Genomic DNA, 16,476 nt, shown 5'->3' on the forward strand with positions numbered 1-16,476 from the left:
TTTTATACTTATATTTGGTTTTTTTAACCACATGAAGCATTTCTACATCCTTATACTTTCTGTTCTGATTTCTTTTGGCGCAAACGCCCAGGCGGTACTTAAAAGTGGCTCTACCTATAAAATAACTTATTTCCGATCATCAGATGGGAAACCGAAAGAAGACCGGAATGCCACTGTGGTATTGGCTTCGGCAATGCAAAATTTAATCAGCAATGCGGCTATACTCGATAATAAGGCAAAATATCCCTATGAGCAAAGTATTGTAACCAAACCAGCAGGCATTTTATTTCAGCTGGCAGATTTGAGTATTAACAACCAGATTGCCACTGCAGATACGCTTGCCATCAGTAAGCAAACTTTTGAGTTGAGCAACGAAACCAAAGTGATTTTAGGTTATACCTGTAAAAAGGCTACAACGGTTGTAAATTCCAACCGGATTGATTTGTGGTACACCAGCGATGCAGGCATTAAAGCTGCCCCAACCAGTTTAGGCCAAAACCTGGGTTTGGTTTTAGAGCAGGTACGTAATGGCAACAGCTTTATTACGGCTACTAAGATTGAAGAGGTTAAAAAGTTTAAAGTGATTGATATACAGAAAATCAGTGCAAATTTAACTGATGGATTAAGCTATAAAGATTTACTCTGGAAGAGCAGGTTTACCACTTTAAACATTTTCAATAATGAGCAGATCAACTTTATTGATAAACCGCAATCTACCGATTCTATTTTTCGCTTTGCGGGAGGAACCGTAATTGCCAGAAAGGTTAAATTCCCTGAACTGAAAAACAATCCGAATGTTTTTGTCGATTTAACTGAACAATCAAATGGTGATGCTTATGATCGAACGGGCTCGGTTTTTATTATTCCTACAGATAAACAGATCAGTTTGATAGATGCCCTTAAAAATTCTGTTAAAAACCTGCCAATTTATGATAATGGTAACGGAAAGCAATACCAGGGCGTAGTTGCCACCGCAAATTACAATCCGGTTATTGAATTGATGCGCTTTTTTACTCCTTTTGGAGTTGGTAAATACAATAATTTAAAACTGAAGGATAAAACCTGGGCTGAAAAAGTTTATTACAGACAGGATGTATCAGAATTGTTTCCCCTAGTAAATGGCAAAGAGGTTTGGATAGCGGTTTTTATTGGTAATTATGATAAAGGCGGACATAAAGTTTCGTTAAATATTACATTACATAATGGCGGGAGAGAGAAAGAAGTTAAAGAGGTGATTTTGCCCCTGTTTAACTCAACCAACGTAATGGAAATGGCAGGACAAGAATATGCCACAATGTTTAGCAGTGAAAAAGGTTTGGAAGTTACTTTCACTTTAGCCAAAGATTTAAAAGATGCCAGGTTGCGTTACATTACAACCGGCCATGGTGGCTGGGGCAATGGTGATGAGTTTGTGCCACGCAAAAATACCATTTGGCTGGATGAAAAGGAGGCTTTTGCTTTTACCCCATGGCGACAGGATTGCGGTTCGTACCGATTGTTTAACCCGGCTTCCGGAAATTTTGAAACAGGTTTATCATCTTCTGATTTAAGTCGTTCTAATTGGTGCCCAGGCACAGTTACCAATCCAAATTGGATTAGTTTGGGAGATTTAAAGGCTGGTAAGCATACTGTAAAAGTAACAATCCCTATGGGCAAGCCTGAAGGTGGTAGTTCGAGTGCATGGAATGTTTCTGGCGTTTTATTGGGGGTAGAGTAATTACATTTTAACTGTTAGAAACGGGCTTAGGTAAAATCATCATCTCCGCATTGGAAAAACCTTCGGATTTGCCATTAAGATAAATTCATCATCCTTGCCCTGCTCGCGCTCTTTTTAAAAAAATGCATAAATAGGTTTAAGATTGTATGGTTTAAAACAATCAATCATTCAGCGCTCATTAGAAAACAAGTGCTAGCACAAACTAATGGACTTTTCTAAGCTCAAACTAACAACCCTTATACCAAAACCAACAACCTTTAGACGGGGCTGATTTTATGCGCCTTATAGCCCTAAATAGCAGCACAACACTACCTTTCTAAACCGGATTGCAGAGGAGATCCTTTTTTGCTGCCCGGGCCGGGCTGGAGCGCAAAAAAGATCGCATCGTAAAGCCGGAGCAAACTTTAACAAAGCCATTTAACCTTGATTTACTAATCTTTAAAAACAATCACCGATCTTACAATATATATAGTTTGCAAATGTGTGGAGCCTTTTAAATTGTTGGTGCTTTAAATTCTGGTAGAATAATGACAAATGATCAAAAAAATCCGTTTTATTTTCCCTTAATCATTCCTGTAAAAACCAATTTTCCACTTTGGAATGTGAATAACCTCTCTTTATTCTATGCAATCATTTTTATTATATTTACGGCTGCCAATTTCTGTAAATAAATGAGTGAAGAATTAGATCAAAACGTAAACGAAGAGCACAAACATACCATAACCCCAATCAACGGTTTATACGAAAACTGGTTTCTCGATTATGCGTCTTATGTAATTCTCGATAGGGCTGTACCGCACATAAATGATGGTTTAAAGCCCGTTCAACGTCGCATTATGCACTCGCTAAAGGAGATGGATGATGGGCGTTTTAATAAAGCAGCCAACGTAATTGGTAATACCATGAAATATCACCCCCATGGTGATGCATCGATTGGTGATGCGATGGTGCAAATTGGTCAGAAAGATTTACTGATTGATATGCAGGGAAACTGGGGCGATCCGGTTACAGGCGATAGCGCGGCGGCACCCCGTTACATTGAGGCCCGTTTATCAAAATTTGCTAATGATGTGGTTTTCAATCCGGATACTACGGAATGGCAATTGAGTTACGACGGACGTAACAATGAGCCCATCACTTTGCCGGTAAAATTTCCGCTGTTATTGGCTCAGGGTGCAGAAGGTATTGCTGTAGGTTTGGCAACTAAGGTAATGCCGCACAATTTTATCGAACTTTTAGATGCCTCAATTGAAGCATTAAAAGATGTGCGCCCAAACATTCTTCCAGATTTTTTTACTGGTGGGATGGCCGATTTCTCGAATTATAATGAAGGTCAGCGTGGAGGTAAAATCCGCGTAAGGGCTAAAATAACTGAAAAAGACAAAAAAACTTTGGTAATTACTGAAGTTCCGTTCAGCACCACAACGGGTTCAGTGATAGATAGTATTTTATCGGCCAATGATAAAGGCAAAATCAAGATTAAGAAAATTGAGGATAATACCGCTGCCAATGTAGAAATTGTGGTGCATTTGGCTCCCGGCATATCGCCCGATGTAACCATTGATGCACTTTACGCTTTTACGGCCTGTGAAGTATCCATTTCGCCAAATACCTGTATCATTCAGGGGGATAAACCACTCTTTTTGAGTGTAAATGATATCCTGATTGAAAATACAAAGCATACAAAACACCTGCTAAAAAGGGAACTGGAAATCCGCCTGCACGAATTGCAGGAAAAGATTTTCTTTAGTTCTTTGCTTAAAATATTTATTCAGGAAGGGATGTATAAAAATCCTGAATATGAAAACTCAAGCAATTTCGACACTGTTGTTGAGGTTTTACACATTTTATTTGATCCGTTTAAACCATCACTCTACCGCGAAATTTTACCTGAGGATTTTAAAAAGCTGATTGATAAGCCAATGAGTAGCATCACCCGTTTTGATGTGAAAAAGGCTGATGAGCAGATGAAAAATCTTGAAGATGAAATCAAGGTTGTTAAAAACCACTTAAAACACCTCACTGATTACGCCATTGCCTGGTACCAGAAATTGAAAGATAAATATGGGAAAGGAAGGGAGCGTAAAACTGAAATCCGCTTGTTTGATCGCGTAGAGGCTTCTAAAGTGGCACTTGCGAATGTTAAATTGTACATGAACCGTGAGGATGGTTTTATCGGATCGGGTTTACGCAAGGATGAATTTGTGGCAGATTGTTCGGATATTGATGAGGTGATTGTTTTTCGCGAGGATGGCAAATGCATCATTACGAAGGTGGCCGATAAAACCTTTGTAGGAAAGGGCATTGTACACGCACAGGTATTTAAAAAGAATGATGAGCGGACCATTTACAACATGATTTACAAAGATGGTGCTAGTGGTACTGCTTATATAAAAAGATTTGCTGTAGTTGGGGTAACGCGCGATAAGGAATACGATTTAACAAAAGGATCGAAAGGTTCGAAGGTGTTGTATTTTACTGCCAACCCTAATGGTGAGGCTGAAATTGTTAACGTGGCCCTGAAACCGCATTCCAAATTGCGTAAACTTCAGTTTGATCAGGATTTTGCCGAAGTGGCAATCAAAGGTCGTGGCTCGCAAGGGAATATTATTTCGAAATATCCGGTTAAAAAGATTATTCTGAAAAGTAAAGGTGTTTCTACTTTATCTGGACTTAAAATCTGGTATGATGATTTGTTAAAACGCCTCAATGTAGATGGTCGAGGAAAATACCTTGGCGAATTTGACGGCGATGACCGCATTTTGCAGGTACATAAGGATGGTTTTTACGAGTTAAGCTCATTCGAGTTAAGTAACCACTTTGATGATGGATTGATCCTGATCCAGAAATTTGATCCTGAGCGGATTTTTGCCGCGGTTCATTTTGATGGAAAGGCTCAGAACTATTTCATTAAGCGTTTTACATTCGAATTGCAGGCTAACGGCAGGAAAACAATTTTTATTAGTGAGGAGCAGAAGTCGAAATTATTGTACCTCACTTCAAATCCGGGTGCGAAAATTATTGTTGATGTTTTAAAAGGCAAAACCCAAATTCCGGAAACATTGGATTTATTATTGTCGGAATTGATTGATGTAAAAGGATTAAAGGCCAATGGTAACCGTTTATCTCCACATGATGTACAGAAGGTGGTATTGGAAGAACCTGAATTAGCGGTGGAAGAGATTGAGGAAACAACTGCAGAAACAGATGCGGAAGATGGATCTGTTGATGAAGAAAATGTAGCTGAAGAAGAAAATTCTGTTGATTCTAAAGAGGAAACAGCTGAAAACGAAACGCTTGAAAAACCTTTGGCAGAAAAGCCAAAACCGAAATTTGAGCGGACGGAAGAGCCTGAAGAAGTGCCTGTAGTTAAGCAAGAAAAACCAGGGGTAGAAGAAAAGCCTGCTGTGGTTGAAAAACCTGTTAAAAAAGAAGAAACGAAGGCTGAAAATAAACCTGAGAAAGAAAATAAACCGGTTAAAACCAAGGATAAACCAGAAACAGAAGAAAAACCTGCTAAGAAGATAGGTTTTGAGATCACCAACCCGGATGATATCGAAATTGATGATAAAGGACAGTTGGGGTTATTCTAAATAAATTTGAGCGTTGTTAACTTTAATGTCCTTGTGGTAAGAAAGTTGACAACTCTTCACATTTCAATCAAAACATTTCATTTTTAAAACTATATTTGCCTTGCTCAAAGGGGTGCTTTTTGATGCTGCAATTTCTGTTGCCATCAATTTGCTGAGATTATACCCATTTAGAGGTTTAAGCCAAACGGTTTAAGGTATTGTATTTAACCTTACACCTCAAAACTTATCCCTTCTAATGAACCTGATGCGGGTAATGCCGACGTAGGAAGAGGTTAAAAAGATACCGTACTGTTTCGCCCCGAAAACAGGCTTTAATTTATTTTACCTGCCTTGTGGCAAAATATTGTAAATGAATTTTCAAGATTGGTTTAAGCTTTTTCAAGAGCAGATTTTACACACTTCTTTAATAGAATGGTTGGCTGTTGGTTTTGGGGTTTCTGAAGTTTTATTAGCAAAGAAAAACAGCATTTGGCTATATCCAACCGGGATAATTTCTGTCCTATTGTGGATGTATTTGCTGTTGGACGTTAAGTTATATGCAGAAGTGCTTTTGAATATATATTACCTCACGATGAGTATTTACGGCTGGATGATCTGGAAGAAAAGAAAACTGGATGGAGAAAACCAGGTTTCATGGTCGAGCAATAAAGAATTAACCATTGCTGTTTTAATTTCAGTTATTGGGTTTGGGGTACTCTACCTCATCTTAAGGCATTACACCGATTCGGACGTGCCATTATTCGATGCCTTTGTTTCATCAACAGCCTGGGCTGGCATGTGGCTTTTGGCCAAACGCAAAATAGAAAACTGGATTTTTCTTAATATCTCCAACATCGTAGCAATTCCACTGCTTTTTCATAAAAAATTGCCTTTAATGGCTTGTTTAACTACCTTTTTATTTGTTGTTGCCATTTTTGGGTATTTAGATTGGAAAAAGATCATCAATAAAAGCAGATTAAAACCGGCTTAATTAAGTTAACATGCAAGAAACATTAACTAATACCTGGCAGGAAAAAGTGAAAGCATATGCTGCTCTTTCAGAAGAAATGGGAAAACTTTACCCCGAAATTCTGGAACTGGCTTACCAGGAAAACTGGTTTAAACTTTTTGTTCCTGAGGTTTATGGTGGGCCAAATAAAAAGCTTCCTGAAATTTTGAGGTTGGAGGAAGAACTTGCCGAAGCTGATGGTAGTTTAGGCTGGACAGTTACACTTTGTGCAGGAGCCGCCTGGTTTGCAGGTTTTTTAAATCCTGAACTCGCTGCGGAAATACTAGCCGATCGAGAAGTTTGCTTTGCCGGGAGCGGGGCTGTTGGTGGTGTAGCAATTAAAACTGAAACGGGCTATCTTTTAAACGGCAGGTGGAATTACGCCAGTGGTGCTTTACATGCTACTGTGTTTACAGCCAACTGTACACTTAAAAATGAACACGGCGATGACCTTTTGGATGAAATGGGAGTGCCTGAAATTAAATCTTTTATCCTAAAAAAAGAGGAGGTAAATATTTTAGCCGGATGGTCTTACTTCGGTTTAATTGCCACCGGAAGCCATGCTTTTGAAGTAAAGGATTTACATGTACCCTTAAACAGGACTTTTAAGATTAACCAAGACATTGAAATAGCAGATTCGGGTTTTGATTATCCCTTCTTACAACTTGCAGAAACTACGCTAACCGTAAATACGCTGGGGATGACGAATCATTTTATTAAACTGGTAGAAACCGCTTTTACTTTACGTACAGGGTTGAAAAGATATACCCATCAACAGGTTTTGTTCTTTAATGATGAGTTAAATCGTTGCAAGGAAGAGATTCAAGATCTTAGAGCAAGGTTCTATAGCGCATTTGATGAATCGTGGAGCGCCCTGGTGAATGATGGTAATATTGCAGAAGATAAACTGGCAGAAGTTAGTGCTGCGAGCCGCAAATTGGCTCATGCCTGTTGGAAAGTTGCTGCCATATTATTCCCTTACTGTGGTTTGGAGGCCGCAAAAAAAGATTCAGAGATAAATCGCGTTTGGCGTGATATACATACGGCAAGTCAGCATGCCTTACTTACTTTCGAAAGTTAATTATTCGAGAAGTTCAGGCTTGATCTTATCTTTAAAATCTTTAACAAACTTATTTAGTTTTGGCTGTATTACGAATGCACAATAGGGCTTGCCTTGGTTTTCGCTGAAATAATTTTGATGATAATCTTCAGCCTCATAAAATTCTGCAATAGGTAAAATCTCAGTAATTATTGGTTTGTCGAATACTTTCTCGCTATTTAACTCGGCAATTATTGTTTCAGCCTGTTCTTTTTGATCTTCATTTTCATAAAAAATTACTGAACGGTATTGCGTACCGATATCATTGCCCTGCCTGTTTAAGGTTGTTGGGTTATGCGTTTTAAAAAATATGAGTAAAAGCTCGCTAAAAGAAATAATACTTTCATCAAATATAATCTGTATAACTTCTGCATGCCCGGTATTGCCATTACAAATTTCCATATAGGTAGGGTGCTTCAATTCGCCACCCATGTAACCTGATGTAACCTGGCTCACTCCGTTTAACGTCTGAAATACGGCTTCGGTGCACCAAAAGCAGCCTCCCCCAAATGTTGCTGTTTCCATATACTACTTATCTAAAATCTATTCCAGTTTTAATTTAATTATCAAAAAAAGACATTTTTTTGATATTCAAGGTATCATCAGTAACCGATTATTCTTATAAGTTTTAAAGCTATGGTTCCCTAAAGATGAATATAGTATTTATAGGTGATCTCGCAAACTATTAACTTTTGTTAACGATAAATTAGAGGACAAATGAATGAGGCTTTATCTTGATTTTAGATTTATCATCATGAGCTTGCCGAAGAACTTATTTATACCTATTCTGGTATTTCGACAAGCTCAAAATGATATAATTAATAAACTTCCTCGTATTGCTATGAAGTGATTATTTACAATCCGGGCTGGGTTGTATTATTCAATAAATTAAAGTGTTTTAGCCTTTATTTTTTTTAGCTCCGATTCCAATTGTGTGGTCGTGGTTTTTTCGCTCTTAGCTTTTTCGATTGCAATTTCTTGCGTTTTAATAGCCTCTTCATTATAACCCATGCGGTAAAGAATGTGCGCTAAAGTATCGTAATATCCAGCAATTGGTTTTAGTTCTATTGATCTTCTACTCCAAATCATTGCTTTGCTCAGGTAATTAAGATTTTTAGTGCCTGTTTCATAAAATTTCCAGGCAGCATTGTTTAATTCATTTGCATATGAATTTGATGAACTATTGAAAGAAAAAACAGATTGGGTATAAATAACTTTTCCTGGAAGTTTTTTCAAACTATCCATCTTTTCCTTAGAAACGGGATTATTAGTGGTAGGGAAGTGCGTTTTTGTAAAAGCTTCGCGCTCTTTTATTTCAATTTTTTTAATACTGTCAGCACTGATATTCATATAGAAGCTGTCGTAAAAATAACTGGCTGTCTTTAAATAACTGGTAGTATCTTTAACTGTGCTGTAATACCATAAAATCTGGTTGTTGTATGCTTTTTCTCCACCTCTGTAATCTCTGGTCCAGGTATTTCTGGCAAAATTGGCTCCCGCGTAGGCTTTAGCAATATTTTTATTCTTTGCTGCTTCTGCCATCGTATTGGAAATGATTGCATTATTAATTGCCACCCTTTTTTGAACAGGTTCCGTTTTATAAATGCTATCTACAATTTTACGGTTGGTGTAAGCTAGTTTATATGCATTTCCATCGCTGTAAGGGCCAGCTTCCAGGATATACAATACATTTTTATAGTTGTTGAAATCACCAATCTTCAAATTATTTGCATACTGTTCAATAAGTTCAGCATTATTCGTTATCCCAACCTTCTTTCTTGCATCAATAAGATTAACTAGCGAAACGTTATTGCTTTTATCAGCATTAAATGCTGTTTCCAAGTCAGAAATAGACTCGCTTTTGAATGCCATCAATGCGCTATCGATTAGTGTGGTATATTTTTGCTTATCAGGAGAATTGCCAAAATCTTTAAAAAATACTTCTTTGTTAGCGCGTAGAAAAACATATGCAGGAAACGATCTTATATTCGATTTTCCAAGTATCGATCTGATGGTGGTATCAGTCATTTTAGTTTTATAAACAACAAAGTTTTCATTTATGCTGTTGATAACTTCCTGATCTTCCAAGCCTGATTTAAAATTAACTTTTACATTGGGAGGTAAATTGGTTGGTTTCGGTATTCCAATAACATCCACAATTAATAACAAAGGTTTTTTTGCTATTGATGATTGTTCTAAAGCTGTTTTAAGCGATTTTGAAGTTTTTAACTCCTGGGCTATGCCAGATGTATAAATTAAAAATAGTGCGCAGGTAAGCGTAATAAGATTTTTCATGTTGAGAGCTGATTGTTTTATTTAAATAAAAACGCCCATGATTTTAGTCACAGGCGTTAAATACAATTTTATTGATATTGAATGTATATCGGTTTTGGAGTAAGCTTTAACGAGCTCTCTGGAGTCATTAAGCGTTTAGGATCTTTCTTTAAATCATTTTTATAAAATAATTTAAATCCTGTAAACTGTACAGGTTCTCCTTGTATAAAGTGGCGGTAAGTACCTTTTTTAATTCAGGTTCGCCCCACCCATCCATGTGTACCACAACCTGCACTTCTGGACGAAGTTTAATACTTGCCGAATTGGTTACCATTTTCTTAGTAAAGCGGTGTAAAACAAATACTTTTGGAGGCAAATTGTATTTTTTTACAATGTCAGCTAGGTATCCAGTTACATAGTTCACATCAGCAGCATCGTAAGTTCCGATTTTTTTTCCTGGCAACGTTCCATCTTTCATCGAAAATTCAGGGTCTATACCCAAATGAACGTAAGGTAGCTCGAGGTATTTTTCAATATGAGGCAATTCAGCTTTGATGGTGCTTAATGCTACCTGAAGATCTAAAAATACAATGGTATTTGGTTGCATTTTAGCAATTTTCAATACAGAATCAATCTGTTTGTTACCCATTCTATTGATGTATTTTCCATCTTTACCAGGTGTTCCGCTTGCTACAGCAGCAATATAATGCAAACCTGGCTGTACCGGGGTAGTTGGATCTGCTTTTTCCCAATGTTTTACTTCGGCATTTAAGCGCTGCCACATTTCTTTTGGTGCATATTCGCCCAACGCCCCCATTTTTTTAGAGTGTAAATTTCCATAATAAACAACAATGCGTTTAAAAGGCAAAATGGCTCCGGTTAAAGGATATGGTTGTTTTTTTACAGGCCACCTTCCAGTGGTATCGCCATTCGCTAGCTTTTTACCAATGAATCGTAAAGTTTAGGGTCAACAGGTTTCATTACATTCGCTGTTGAATCGGTTTTCTTTTTAGTCGAATCAGTAGAGAAGATTTTACCAATGCCGTTGCTGCCCTTGCCGTCTGAATTACAGTTGGCAAACAAGCTGATTGCGGCAAATCCCAGGATAATTGTGCCTGCTAATTGAGGGAATTTCATAGATATATTATAGAATTAAAATTTAGAACAGTTTTCCGATTCTGTTTTGATGAAAGTAGGTTGGAAATCTGGTAGTTTAAAATAAAGTAATCAACATTTACACATTGCAGAATTTGCCAAAAACGCCCAATGGCAATTTAATGCCTGATGTAGCCTGTAAAAAAAGTTCTCCGGTTTCAAGATTTTTGACCGAAGGAAAAGATGTACGGATTAAATTTTCTACAATTACAGATGAGAAACCAAGGGAATAGGTATTAAGAATCAGAAAATGTTCTTTTTCATCTAATAATTGTACAACATCCTGCATCATTTCCTGAATATGATCTTCAAGTTTCCATTTCTCACCATTTGGGCCATGGCCATATGCTGGTGGATCGAGAATGATTCCATTGTATTTTTTACCTCTTTTTTAGTTCTTTTTTTACAAACTTTAATGCGTCTTCAACCATCCAGCGGGTATCTTTCAGGCCCGAAAGTTCCTGGTTTTCATTTGCCCAGGTAACCACTTGTTTAATCGAATCAACGTGCGTTGTTTCTGCACCCGCTGCATTTGCAATTAATGAAGCTGCACCAGTATATGCAAAAAGATTTAAAACTTTAGGCTGAGGAGTTTTAAATTTTTTGATTGATGAAGATATAAAATCCCAGTTTACAGCCTGCTCAGGAAATACGCCAACATGTTTAAAAGAAGTTAAACCCAGGCGGAGTTTTATCGCCACCTCATCATTTTTATATTCTACATGCCAACGATCAGGGATAGATTGGTTTTTCTTTACCCATTCGCCTGAAGTTGCGGAACGGCCTCTGAAAGTAATGTTAGCTGTTTTTTTCCAATCCTGTTCCGAATACGTTTTTTTCCATACGGCCTGCGGTTCCGGACGGATAAGGGTTACATTTCCAAAACGTTCTAATTTTTCAAAATCCCCGCAATCAATCAGTTCATAATCTTTCCAATGGGTGGGGGCAAGTAATTGTATCATGTATTTAAAATAACTTTAAATTTGCATAGCTTTTGATGTATTGATCATCAGTTATCAAGGTTAGATCATTTGCTAGTGCCTGTGCTATAATAAGTCTATCAAATGGATCCTTATGTATTAATGGTAATGTAGAATAAGTAGTAAAGTCATCTTTAGAAGGCTGAAGAATTTTTACTCGGTACTTATCAAGTAATTCATAAATTGAGTTAATATCGTCTTTTAACTTTAGCTTTCCGATATTAGTCTTTATTGTAATTTCCCAAATGCTTACAATGCTTATATATTTTTCTGTTACAGGATTGTTTATGATCTCTACAATCTTTTTTGAAATTGAGTTATCTCCATTAATAAAGAATAGGAATATGTGTGTATCTAGCAAAAAACGCATCACATATAATCCTTGAGATCATCTAATGGTTCGTTAAAATCATCAGAAATATAAAGAATTGTGCCTTTTGCAGCGCCATATAAGCCTTTTGGTTCTTCAACAATATTCGTTTTTTCGCTTGCCGATTTAGGAAAGCTCTTCGAATGTTTAGCTTTTAAAAAATCAACAAAATCTTCTACTTCGTTTACCATACTTTCTGGTAAGGTTTCCAATTTATGAATGATATTTTTAGTGGCCGTAGTCATATACAAATATAAAAATTTTATTAAAACTTATCTTTTGCAGCTTTCATAAAGCGACTGGCAAATACGAAATCGTTTAATTCTTTAATATCGGTATGTGCGATTTCCTTATTGCTGCCCTCCCAGAATTTCTTTCCTTCATGCAAAAACAAAATATAATCGCCAATACCCATAACCGAGTTCATATCGTGGGTAACTACAATGGTTGTGGTTTTGTATTCTTCCGTAATTTCCTGGATCAGTTCATCAATAACGATCGAAGTTTTTGGATCTAAGCCCGAGTTCGGCTCATCACAGAATAAGTATTTTGGATTCATTGAAATGGCACGTGCAATACCCACACGTTTTTTCATCCCTCCTGATAATTCTGCCGGAAACAACTTGTTTTTACCTGCAAGGTTAACGCGTTCCAAACAAAAATCAACCCTTTCGAGCTTTTCTTTTCTGCTTTGATCGGTAAACATATTTAAAGGAAACATGATGTTTTCTTCAACAGTCATACTGTCGAACAAGGCCGAACCCTGAAAAAGCATACCGATTTCTTTCCGTACTTCAATCCTTTGTTCGTAGGTCATCGGTGTAAAATCCCTGCCATCGTATAATACCGAACCCGAATCTGGCTGATGTAAACCCACCATACATTTTAACAGGGTAGTTTTTCCTGATCCGGAACCACCGATAATTAAATTGGTTACGCCTTCTTCAAACTTACCAGAAATGCCTTTTAATACGTCGTTGCCGGAGAATGATTTATATATATCTTTAATTTCGATCATTACAATAAAAGTTGAGTAACTAAATAATCGCAAACAAGAATAGAGATACAGCTAATTACAACTGCTCTGGTACTGGCCTGCGATACCTCTAAAGCACCACCACGAACATAAAAACCTTCGTAAGCAGGTACTGATGTAATAATAAAACCAAATACAAATGCCTTAACAAGGGCAACAGTGATGGTGTAAGGATTAAAATCAGTTGTAATACCCTGAATGTATTCTGCAGGAGTAACCGCACCCGAAATTGAACCACCAATATACCCACCAGAAATACTCAAAAACATAGATATGATTACCAACATAGGTACCATGGTTATGCCAGAAATAATTTTAGGAAGAATTAAGTAGCCCGGTGCATTAATGCCCATAATTTCTAAGGCATCAATTTGCTCGGTAACACGCATCGAACCAATTTCTGATGAAATGGCAGAGCCGATTTTTCCAGCCAATACAATTGCACTAATGGTTGGACTTAACTCTAAAATGCTCGAATCCCTGTTAACAGAACCGATAATTGTTTTTGGAATAAAATCACTTACCAGCTGGAAAGCAATTTGTAAAGTCATTACTGCACCAATAAAAGTAGAGATAATGGCAATTAAGCCTAAAGAGCCCACGCCAACATAATCCATTTGCTTGGCGATTTCTTTCAGGTATATTTTCAGTTTTTCCGGCTTTCTGAATACAGACTTGAGTAGCAGGATGTATCTGCCGAAATTGGTAAAATTCATTCCGTATGTATTTGCTTAATTTAAATGATCATTCTTATACTACTACAAAGAAACGATAAAAAAGTTGACGCTCTTCGCTAATTACAAAAATATTCGTGGTTTTGAATATAAATATGGTTTTTTGTCAACAAAAATTAAACCACAAAAGATGAAAGCTGTAATAACTGGCGCAACTAAAGGCATTGGCAGGGCCATCGCAATTAAATTGGCGCAAAATGGATATCATTTAATTTTAGTTGCAAGAGGTAAAAGTGATCTTAAGATACTTGAAGAAGAATTAACACCTTATGGGAATGCCATTTTTACCCATGCTGCAGATTTTACAGTTAAAGATGATGTATACGCTTTTTTAAATGCCGATGGAATAAATTTTGATGATGTAACCGTTCTGGTAAACAATGTGGGGATTTTTTTACCCGGTAGCCTGCTTGATGAAGATGATGCCACATTTGAAAAACAGCAACATTTAAATACGAATGCCAGCTATTATACCAGCAAATTTTTTGGAAAAAAAATGCGCTCAGCAAAGCGTGGCCATATATTTAACATCTGTTCGGTAGCGAGTAAGGCACCAGTAAAAAATGGTGGCAGTTATAGTGTAACAAAAGCAGCGATGTTAAGTCTTAATCATGTATTGCGGCAAGAGTTAGCCCCTCATAACGTTAAAGTAACTGCGTTTTTGCCAGGTTCGACAAAAACTTCTTCCTGGGAAGGAACAACCATCCCCGACGAAAAATTTGTACAGCCTGAAGATATTGCAGAAACATTATTCACCATTTTAAACTTAAGTAAAGGTGTAAACGTAGATGAGGTTTTGATTACCCCGCTCGATTTTTAACACAAAATGAACAACGTTATGGAAAAGAAGCTTTTTAGAAACGAACACGATAAGATGATTGCCGGTGTAGCTTCAGGACTTGCAGATTATATGCAGGTAGAGGTTACCATAATTAGATTATTGTTTGCATTATCGGCTATATTTATGGCTGGAGGTGGCTTAATTGCCTATATTATTATGTGGATTATTGTTCCGGTAAATAACGATCCTGCAGCAAGATTCTCAAAATTTAATGATTACTTCGGTAATAAAACACCAAATACGCCGCCATTTGGAAATGCAGATTCATTTGCCGGCCCAACCAACCAGGGAAATGCCAATTGGACACAGCCTGTTGATGGAAGCACGAAAACACCTTTTGAAACACAGGCCGATTTTGGTAAACTCAATAAATCAAACGATACCGGCCGTACAATCGGTGGATTATTGCTCCTGGTAATTGGATGCTTTTTCCTGATGCGTGAAATGGATTTTATACCGGAATGGTTTAGTATCCGCAATTTATTCAGGTACATGTGGCCATTAATATTCATTGCTTTAGGCGTTAGTATCATTGCTAAATCAAAAAGAAAAAATGATTGGGCAGCTTTTCAGAGTCAGCAAGAATCAGAACAGCAAAAAACAGCCGATTTTTCTGGTGTTGTTCCAGAAAATGAGCCTTCAACCCCAGTTAATAAAGACAACAATTCAACATCCCCTAACCCTCAAGTATAAATAAAATGAAATTAGATAGATTAATATGGGGTATTATCCTGCTTTTTATTGGCGGTGTACTTCTACTCGAAAATTTTGGCGTAATCGATTTTTATTGGCGCAACGTATGGAGCTTTTGGCCAGTGTTTTTAATTATTGCAGGTTTAAATATATTGTTTAATAAAAACAACTCACAAACAGGAAGCATGATTTCCATTGGTGTTTTGGTTGTAGCATTGGCTTTTCTTTTTTATAAAGGGCAGCAGGTACCAGAAAACGGAAATTGGTGGGGACGGCATTTTAAAAAGGACATTGATGTGAACATCGATCGCAATGATGATGATAGCGATAATGACAACGACGATGACCAGGATACAACAACCTTTCATTCAAGTTTATCAGAGGCGTTTGTAGCCACTGATAACGCCAAAAAAACAATATTGAATATTTCGGGAGGTGGTATTTCGTTTAACCTTGATGGCGAAACTTCACAATTGATCAGTGCTGACGTAAAGAAAAAACATGTTAATTTTTCACTAAAAAAAGTACTTACTGATAGCGCAACAGTGCTTACTTTCCAAATGAATGATAAAAAGAACAAATGGAATTTTGGCGATAGTGGAAATGACGTGGATTTTAAGTTGAACAAAGAAGCGAATTGGGATATTTTGATGAAACTAGGTGCAGGCGAAGCAAATTTCGATTTTGCCGGTTACAAAGTGCGAACCTTCCGTTTTGATGGTGGTGCAGCGGCTTTGGATATTAAATTTGGCGATTTATTACCCATAACCGATGTAATCGTAAAATCTGGCGTAGCCGATGTAAAAATTAAAGTACCTACCAATTCGGGTTGTAGAATTAAAACTAAAACAGGTTTATCGGCTAAAGATTTCGACGGATTTGAGAAATTGAGCGATGGAGTTTACGAGACATCTAATTATAAAACTTCCGCTAAAAAAATCTTTATTAATTTAGATGGTGGATTGAGTAACTTTGAAGTAAGCAGATACTAGAAAG

13 protein-coding genes and 2 pseudogenes are annotated in these 16,476 nt (G+C 37.1%); 7 read left to right on the plus strand and 8 right to left on the minus strand.

Going from position 1 to position 16,476, the window contains the following annotated elements; genetic code table 11:
- The first annotated feature begins 31 nt into the window (after positions 1-31).
- The 4 genes from AC0IWE_RS25900 (at position 32) to AC0IWE_RS25915 (ending at position 7,379) form a co-directional block, all read left to right on the plus strand.
- Complete coding sequence (locus AC0IWE_RS25900; RefSeq protein ID WP_471795294.1) at positions 32-1,717, plus strand: PNGase F N-terminal domain-containing protein; 1,686 nt, start codon at positions 32-34, stop codon at positions 1,715-1,717.
- Between the two features lie 671 nt (positions 1,718-2,388).
- Positions 2,389-5,310: a DNA gyrase/topoisomerase IV subunit A gene (locus AC0IWE_RS25905; RefSeq protein WP_471795295.1), complete on the plus strand. Its 2,922-nt coding sequence runs from the start codon at positions 2,389-2,391 to the stop codon at positions 5,308-5,310.
- Positions 5,311-5,659: 349 nt separating this feature from the next.
- Complete coding sequence (gene pnuC / locus AC0IWE_RS25910) at positions 5,660-6,280, plus strand: nicotinamide riboside transporter PnuC (RefSeq protein ID WP_471795296.1); 621 nt, start codon at positions 5,660-5,662, stop codon at positions 6,278-6,280.
- A 10-nt stretch (positions 6,281-6,290) separates the two neighbouring features.
- Positions 6,291-7,379, plus strand: coding sequence for an acyl-CoA dehydrogenase family protein (locus AC0IWE_RS25915; protein WP_471795297.1), 1,089 nt, complete (start codon positions 6,291-6,293; stop codon positions 7,377-7,379).
- On the opposite strand, the gene msrA is transcribed toward AC0IWE_RS25915, so the two are convergent.
- The 8 genes and pseudogenes from msrA to AC0IWE_RS25955 form a co-directional block, all read right to left on the minus strand.
- On the minus strand, positions 7,380-7,922 hold the full coding sequence (gene msrA / locus AC0IWE_RS25920) for a peptide-methionine (S)-S-oxide reductase MsrA (RefSeq protein WP_471795298.1): 543 nt from the start codon (positions 7,920-7,922) through the stop codon (positions 7,380-7,382).
- Between the two features lie 363 nt (positions 7,923-8,285).
- On the minus strand, positions 8,286-9,692 hold the full coding sequence (locus tag AC0IWE_RS25925) for a hypothetical protein (protein WP_471795299.1): 1,407 nt from the start codon (positions 9,690-9,692) through the stop codon (positions 8,286-8,288).
- Between the two features lie 68 nt (positions 9,693-9,760).
- Positions 9,761-10,808, minus strand: a pseudogene (locus AC0IWE_RS25930) (hypothetical protein).
- Between the two features lie 97 nt (positions 10,809-10,905).
- Positions 10,906-11,788, minus strand: a pseudogene (locus tag AC0IWE_RS25935) (RsmD family RNA methyltransferase).
- A 4-nt stretch (positions 11,789-11,792) separates the two neighbouring features.
- Positions 11,793-12,176: a type II toxin-antitoxin system VapC family toxin gene (locus AC0IWE_RS25940; protein ID WP_471795300.1), complete on the minus strand. Its 384-nt coding sequence runs from the start codon at positions 12,174-12,176 to the stop codon at positions 11,793-11,795.
- Positions 12,176-12,421, minus strand: coding sequence for a type II toxin-antitoxin system VapB family antitoxin (gene vapB / locus AC0IWE_RS25945; protein WP_471795301.1), 246 nt, complete (start codon positions 12,419-12,421; stop codon positions 12,176-12,178). Before vapB ends, AC0IWE_RS25940 begins: the two co-directional genes overlap by 1 nt.
- 20 nt (positions 12,422-12,441) lie before the next feature.
- Positions 12,442-13,194, minus strand: a complete 753-nt coding sequence (locus AC0IWE_RS25950) for an ABC transporter ATP-binding protein (RefSeq protein ID WP_025145953.1) — start codon at positions 13,192-13,194, stop codon at positions 12,442-12,444.
- The gene (locus AC0IWE_RS25955) at positions 13,194-13,928 is read right to left on the minus strand and encodes an MlaE family ABC transporter permease (RefSeq protein WP_010602507.1); all 735 of its coding nucleotides are present in this window, start codon (positions 13,926-13,928) and stop codon (positions 13,194-13,196) included. Before AC0IWE_RS25955 ends, AC0IWE_RS25950 begins: the two co-directional genes overlap by 1 nt.
- A 148-nt stretch (positions 13,929-14,076) precedes the next feature.
- Here AC0IWE_RS25955 and AC0IWE_RS25960 point away from each other — a divergent pair, with 148 nt between their 5' ends.
- The 3 genes from AC0IWE_RS25960 to AC0IWE_RS25970 are packed head-to-tail and all read left to right on the plus strand — an operon-like array spanning position 14,077 to position 16,472.
- On the plus strand, positions 14,077-14,766 hold the full coding sequence (locus AC0IWE_RS25960; protein WP_471795302.1) for an SDR family NAD(P)-dependent oxidoreductase: 690 nt from the start codon (positions 14,077-14,079) through the stop codon (positions 14,764-14,766).
- 18 nt (positions 14,767-14,784) lie between these two features.
- Positions 14,785-15,480 carry a PspC domain-containing protein gene (locus AC0IWE_RS25965; protein WP_471795303.1) on the plus strand — a complete coding sequence of 232 codons (696 nt, stop codon included), beginning with the start codon at positions 14,785-14,787 and terminating at the stop codon, positions 15,478-15,480.
- A gap of 5 nt (positions 15,481-15,485) precedes the next feature.
- Complete coding sequence (locus AC0IWE_RS25970; protein ID WP_471795304.1) at positions 15,486-16,472, plus strand: LiaF transmembrane domain-containing protein; 987 nt, start codon at positions 15,486-15,488, stop codon at positions 16,470-16,472.
- The last annotated feature ends 4 nt before the right edge of the window (positions 16,473-16,476 follow it).

The sequence above is a fragment of the Pedobacter sp. AC402 genome (genome assembly GCF_979252805.1).

Excerpts from the sequence above, each read along its gene's own strand:
- AC0IWE_RS25900 (WP_471795294.1), top strand. The coding sequence starts at position 32 with ATGAAGCATTTCTACATCCTTATACTTTCTGTTCTGATTTCTTTTGGC.
- AC0IWE_RS25905 (WP_471795295.1), top strand. The coding sequence starts at position 2,389 with ATGAGTGAAGAATTAGATCAAAACGTAAACGAAGAGCACAAACATACC.
- pnuC (WP_471795296.1), top strand. The coding sequence starts at position 5,660 with ATGAATTTTCAAGATTGGTTTAAGCTTTTTCAAGAGCAGATTTTACAC.
- AC0IWE_RS25915 (WP_471795297.1), top strand. The coding sequence starts at position 6,291 with ATGCAAGAAACATTAACTAATACCTGGCAGGAAAAAGTGAAAGCATAT.
- msrA (WP_471795298.1), bottom strand. The coding sequence starts at position 7,922 with ATGGAAACAGCAACATTTGGGGGAGGCTGCTTTTGGTGCACCGAAGCC.
- AC0IWE_RS25925 (WP_471795299.1), bottom strand. The coding sequence starts at position 9,692 with ATGAAAAATCTTATTACGCTTACCTGCGCACTATTTTTAATTTATACA.
- AC0IWE_RS25940 (WP_471795300.1), bottom strand. The coding sequence starts at position 12,176 with ATGCGTTTTTTGCTAGATACACACATATTCCTATTCTTTATTAATGGA.
- vapB (WP_471795301.1), bottom strand. The coding sequence starts at position 12,421 with ATGACTACGGCCACTAAAAATATCATTCATAAATTGGAAACCTTACCA.
- AC0IWE_RS25950 (WP_025145953.1), bottom strand. The coding sequence starts at position 13,194 with ATGATCGAAATTAAAGATATATATAAATCATTCTCCGGCAACGACGTA.
- AC0IWE_RS25955 (WP_010602507.1), bottom strand. The coding sequence starts at position 13,928 with ATGAATTTTACCAATTTCGGCAGATACATCCTGCTACTCAAGTCTGTA.
- AC0IWE_RS25960 (WP_471795302.1), top strand. The coding sequence starts at position 14,077 with ATGAAAGCTGTAATAACTGGCGCAACTAAAGGCATTGGCAGGGCCATC.
- AC0IWE_RS25965 (WP_471795303.1), top strand. The coding sequence starts at position 14,785 with ATGGAAAAGAAGCTTTTTAGAAACGAACACGATAAGATGATTGCCGGT.
- AC0IWE_RS25970 (WP_471795304.1), top strand. The coding sequence starts at position 15,486 with ATGAAATTAGATAGATTAATATGGGGTATTATCCTGCTTTTTATTGGC.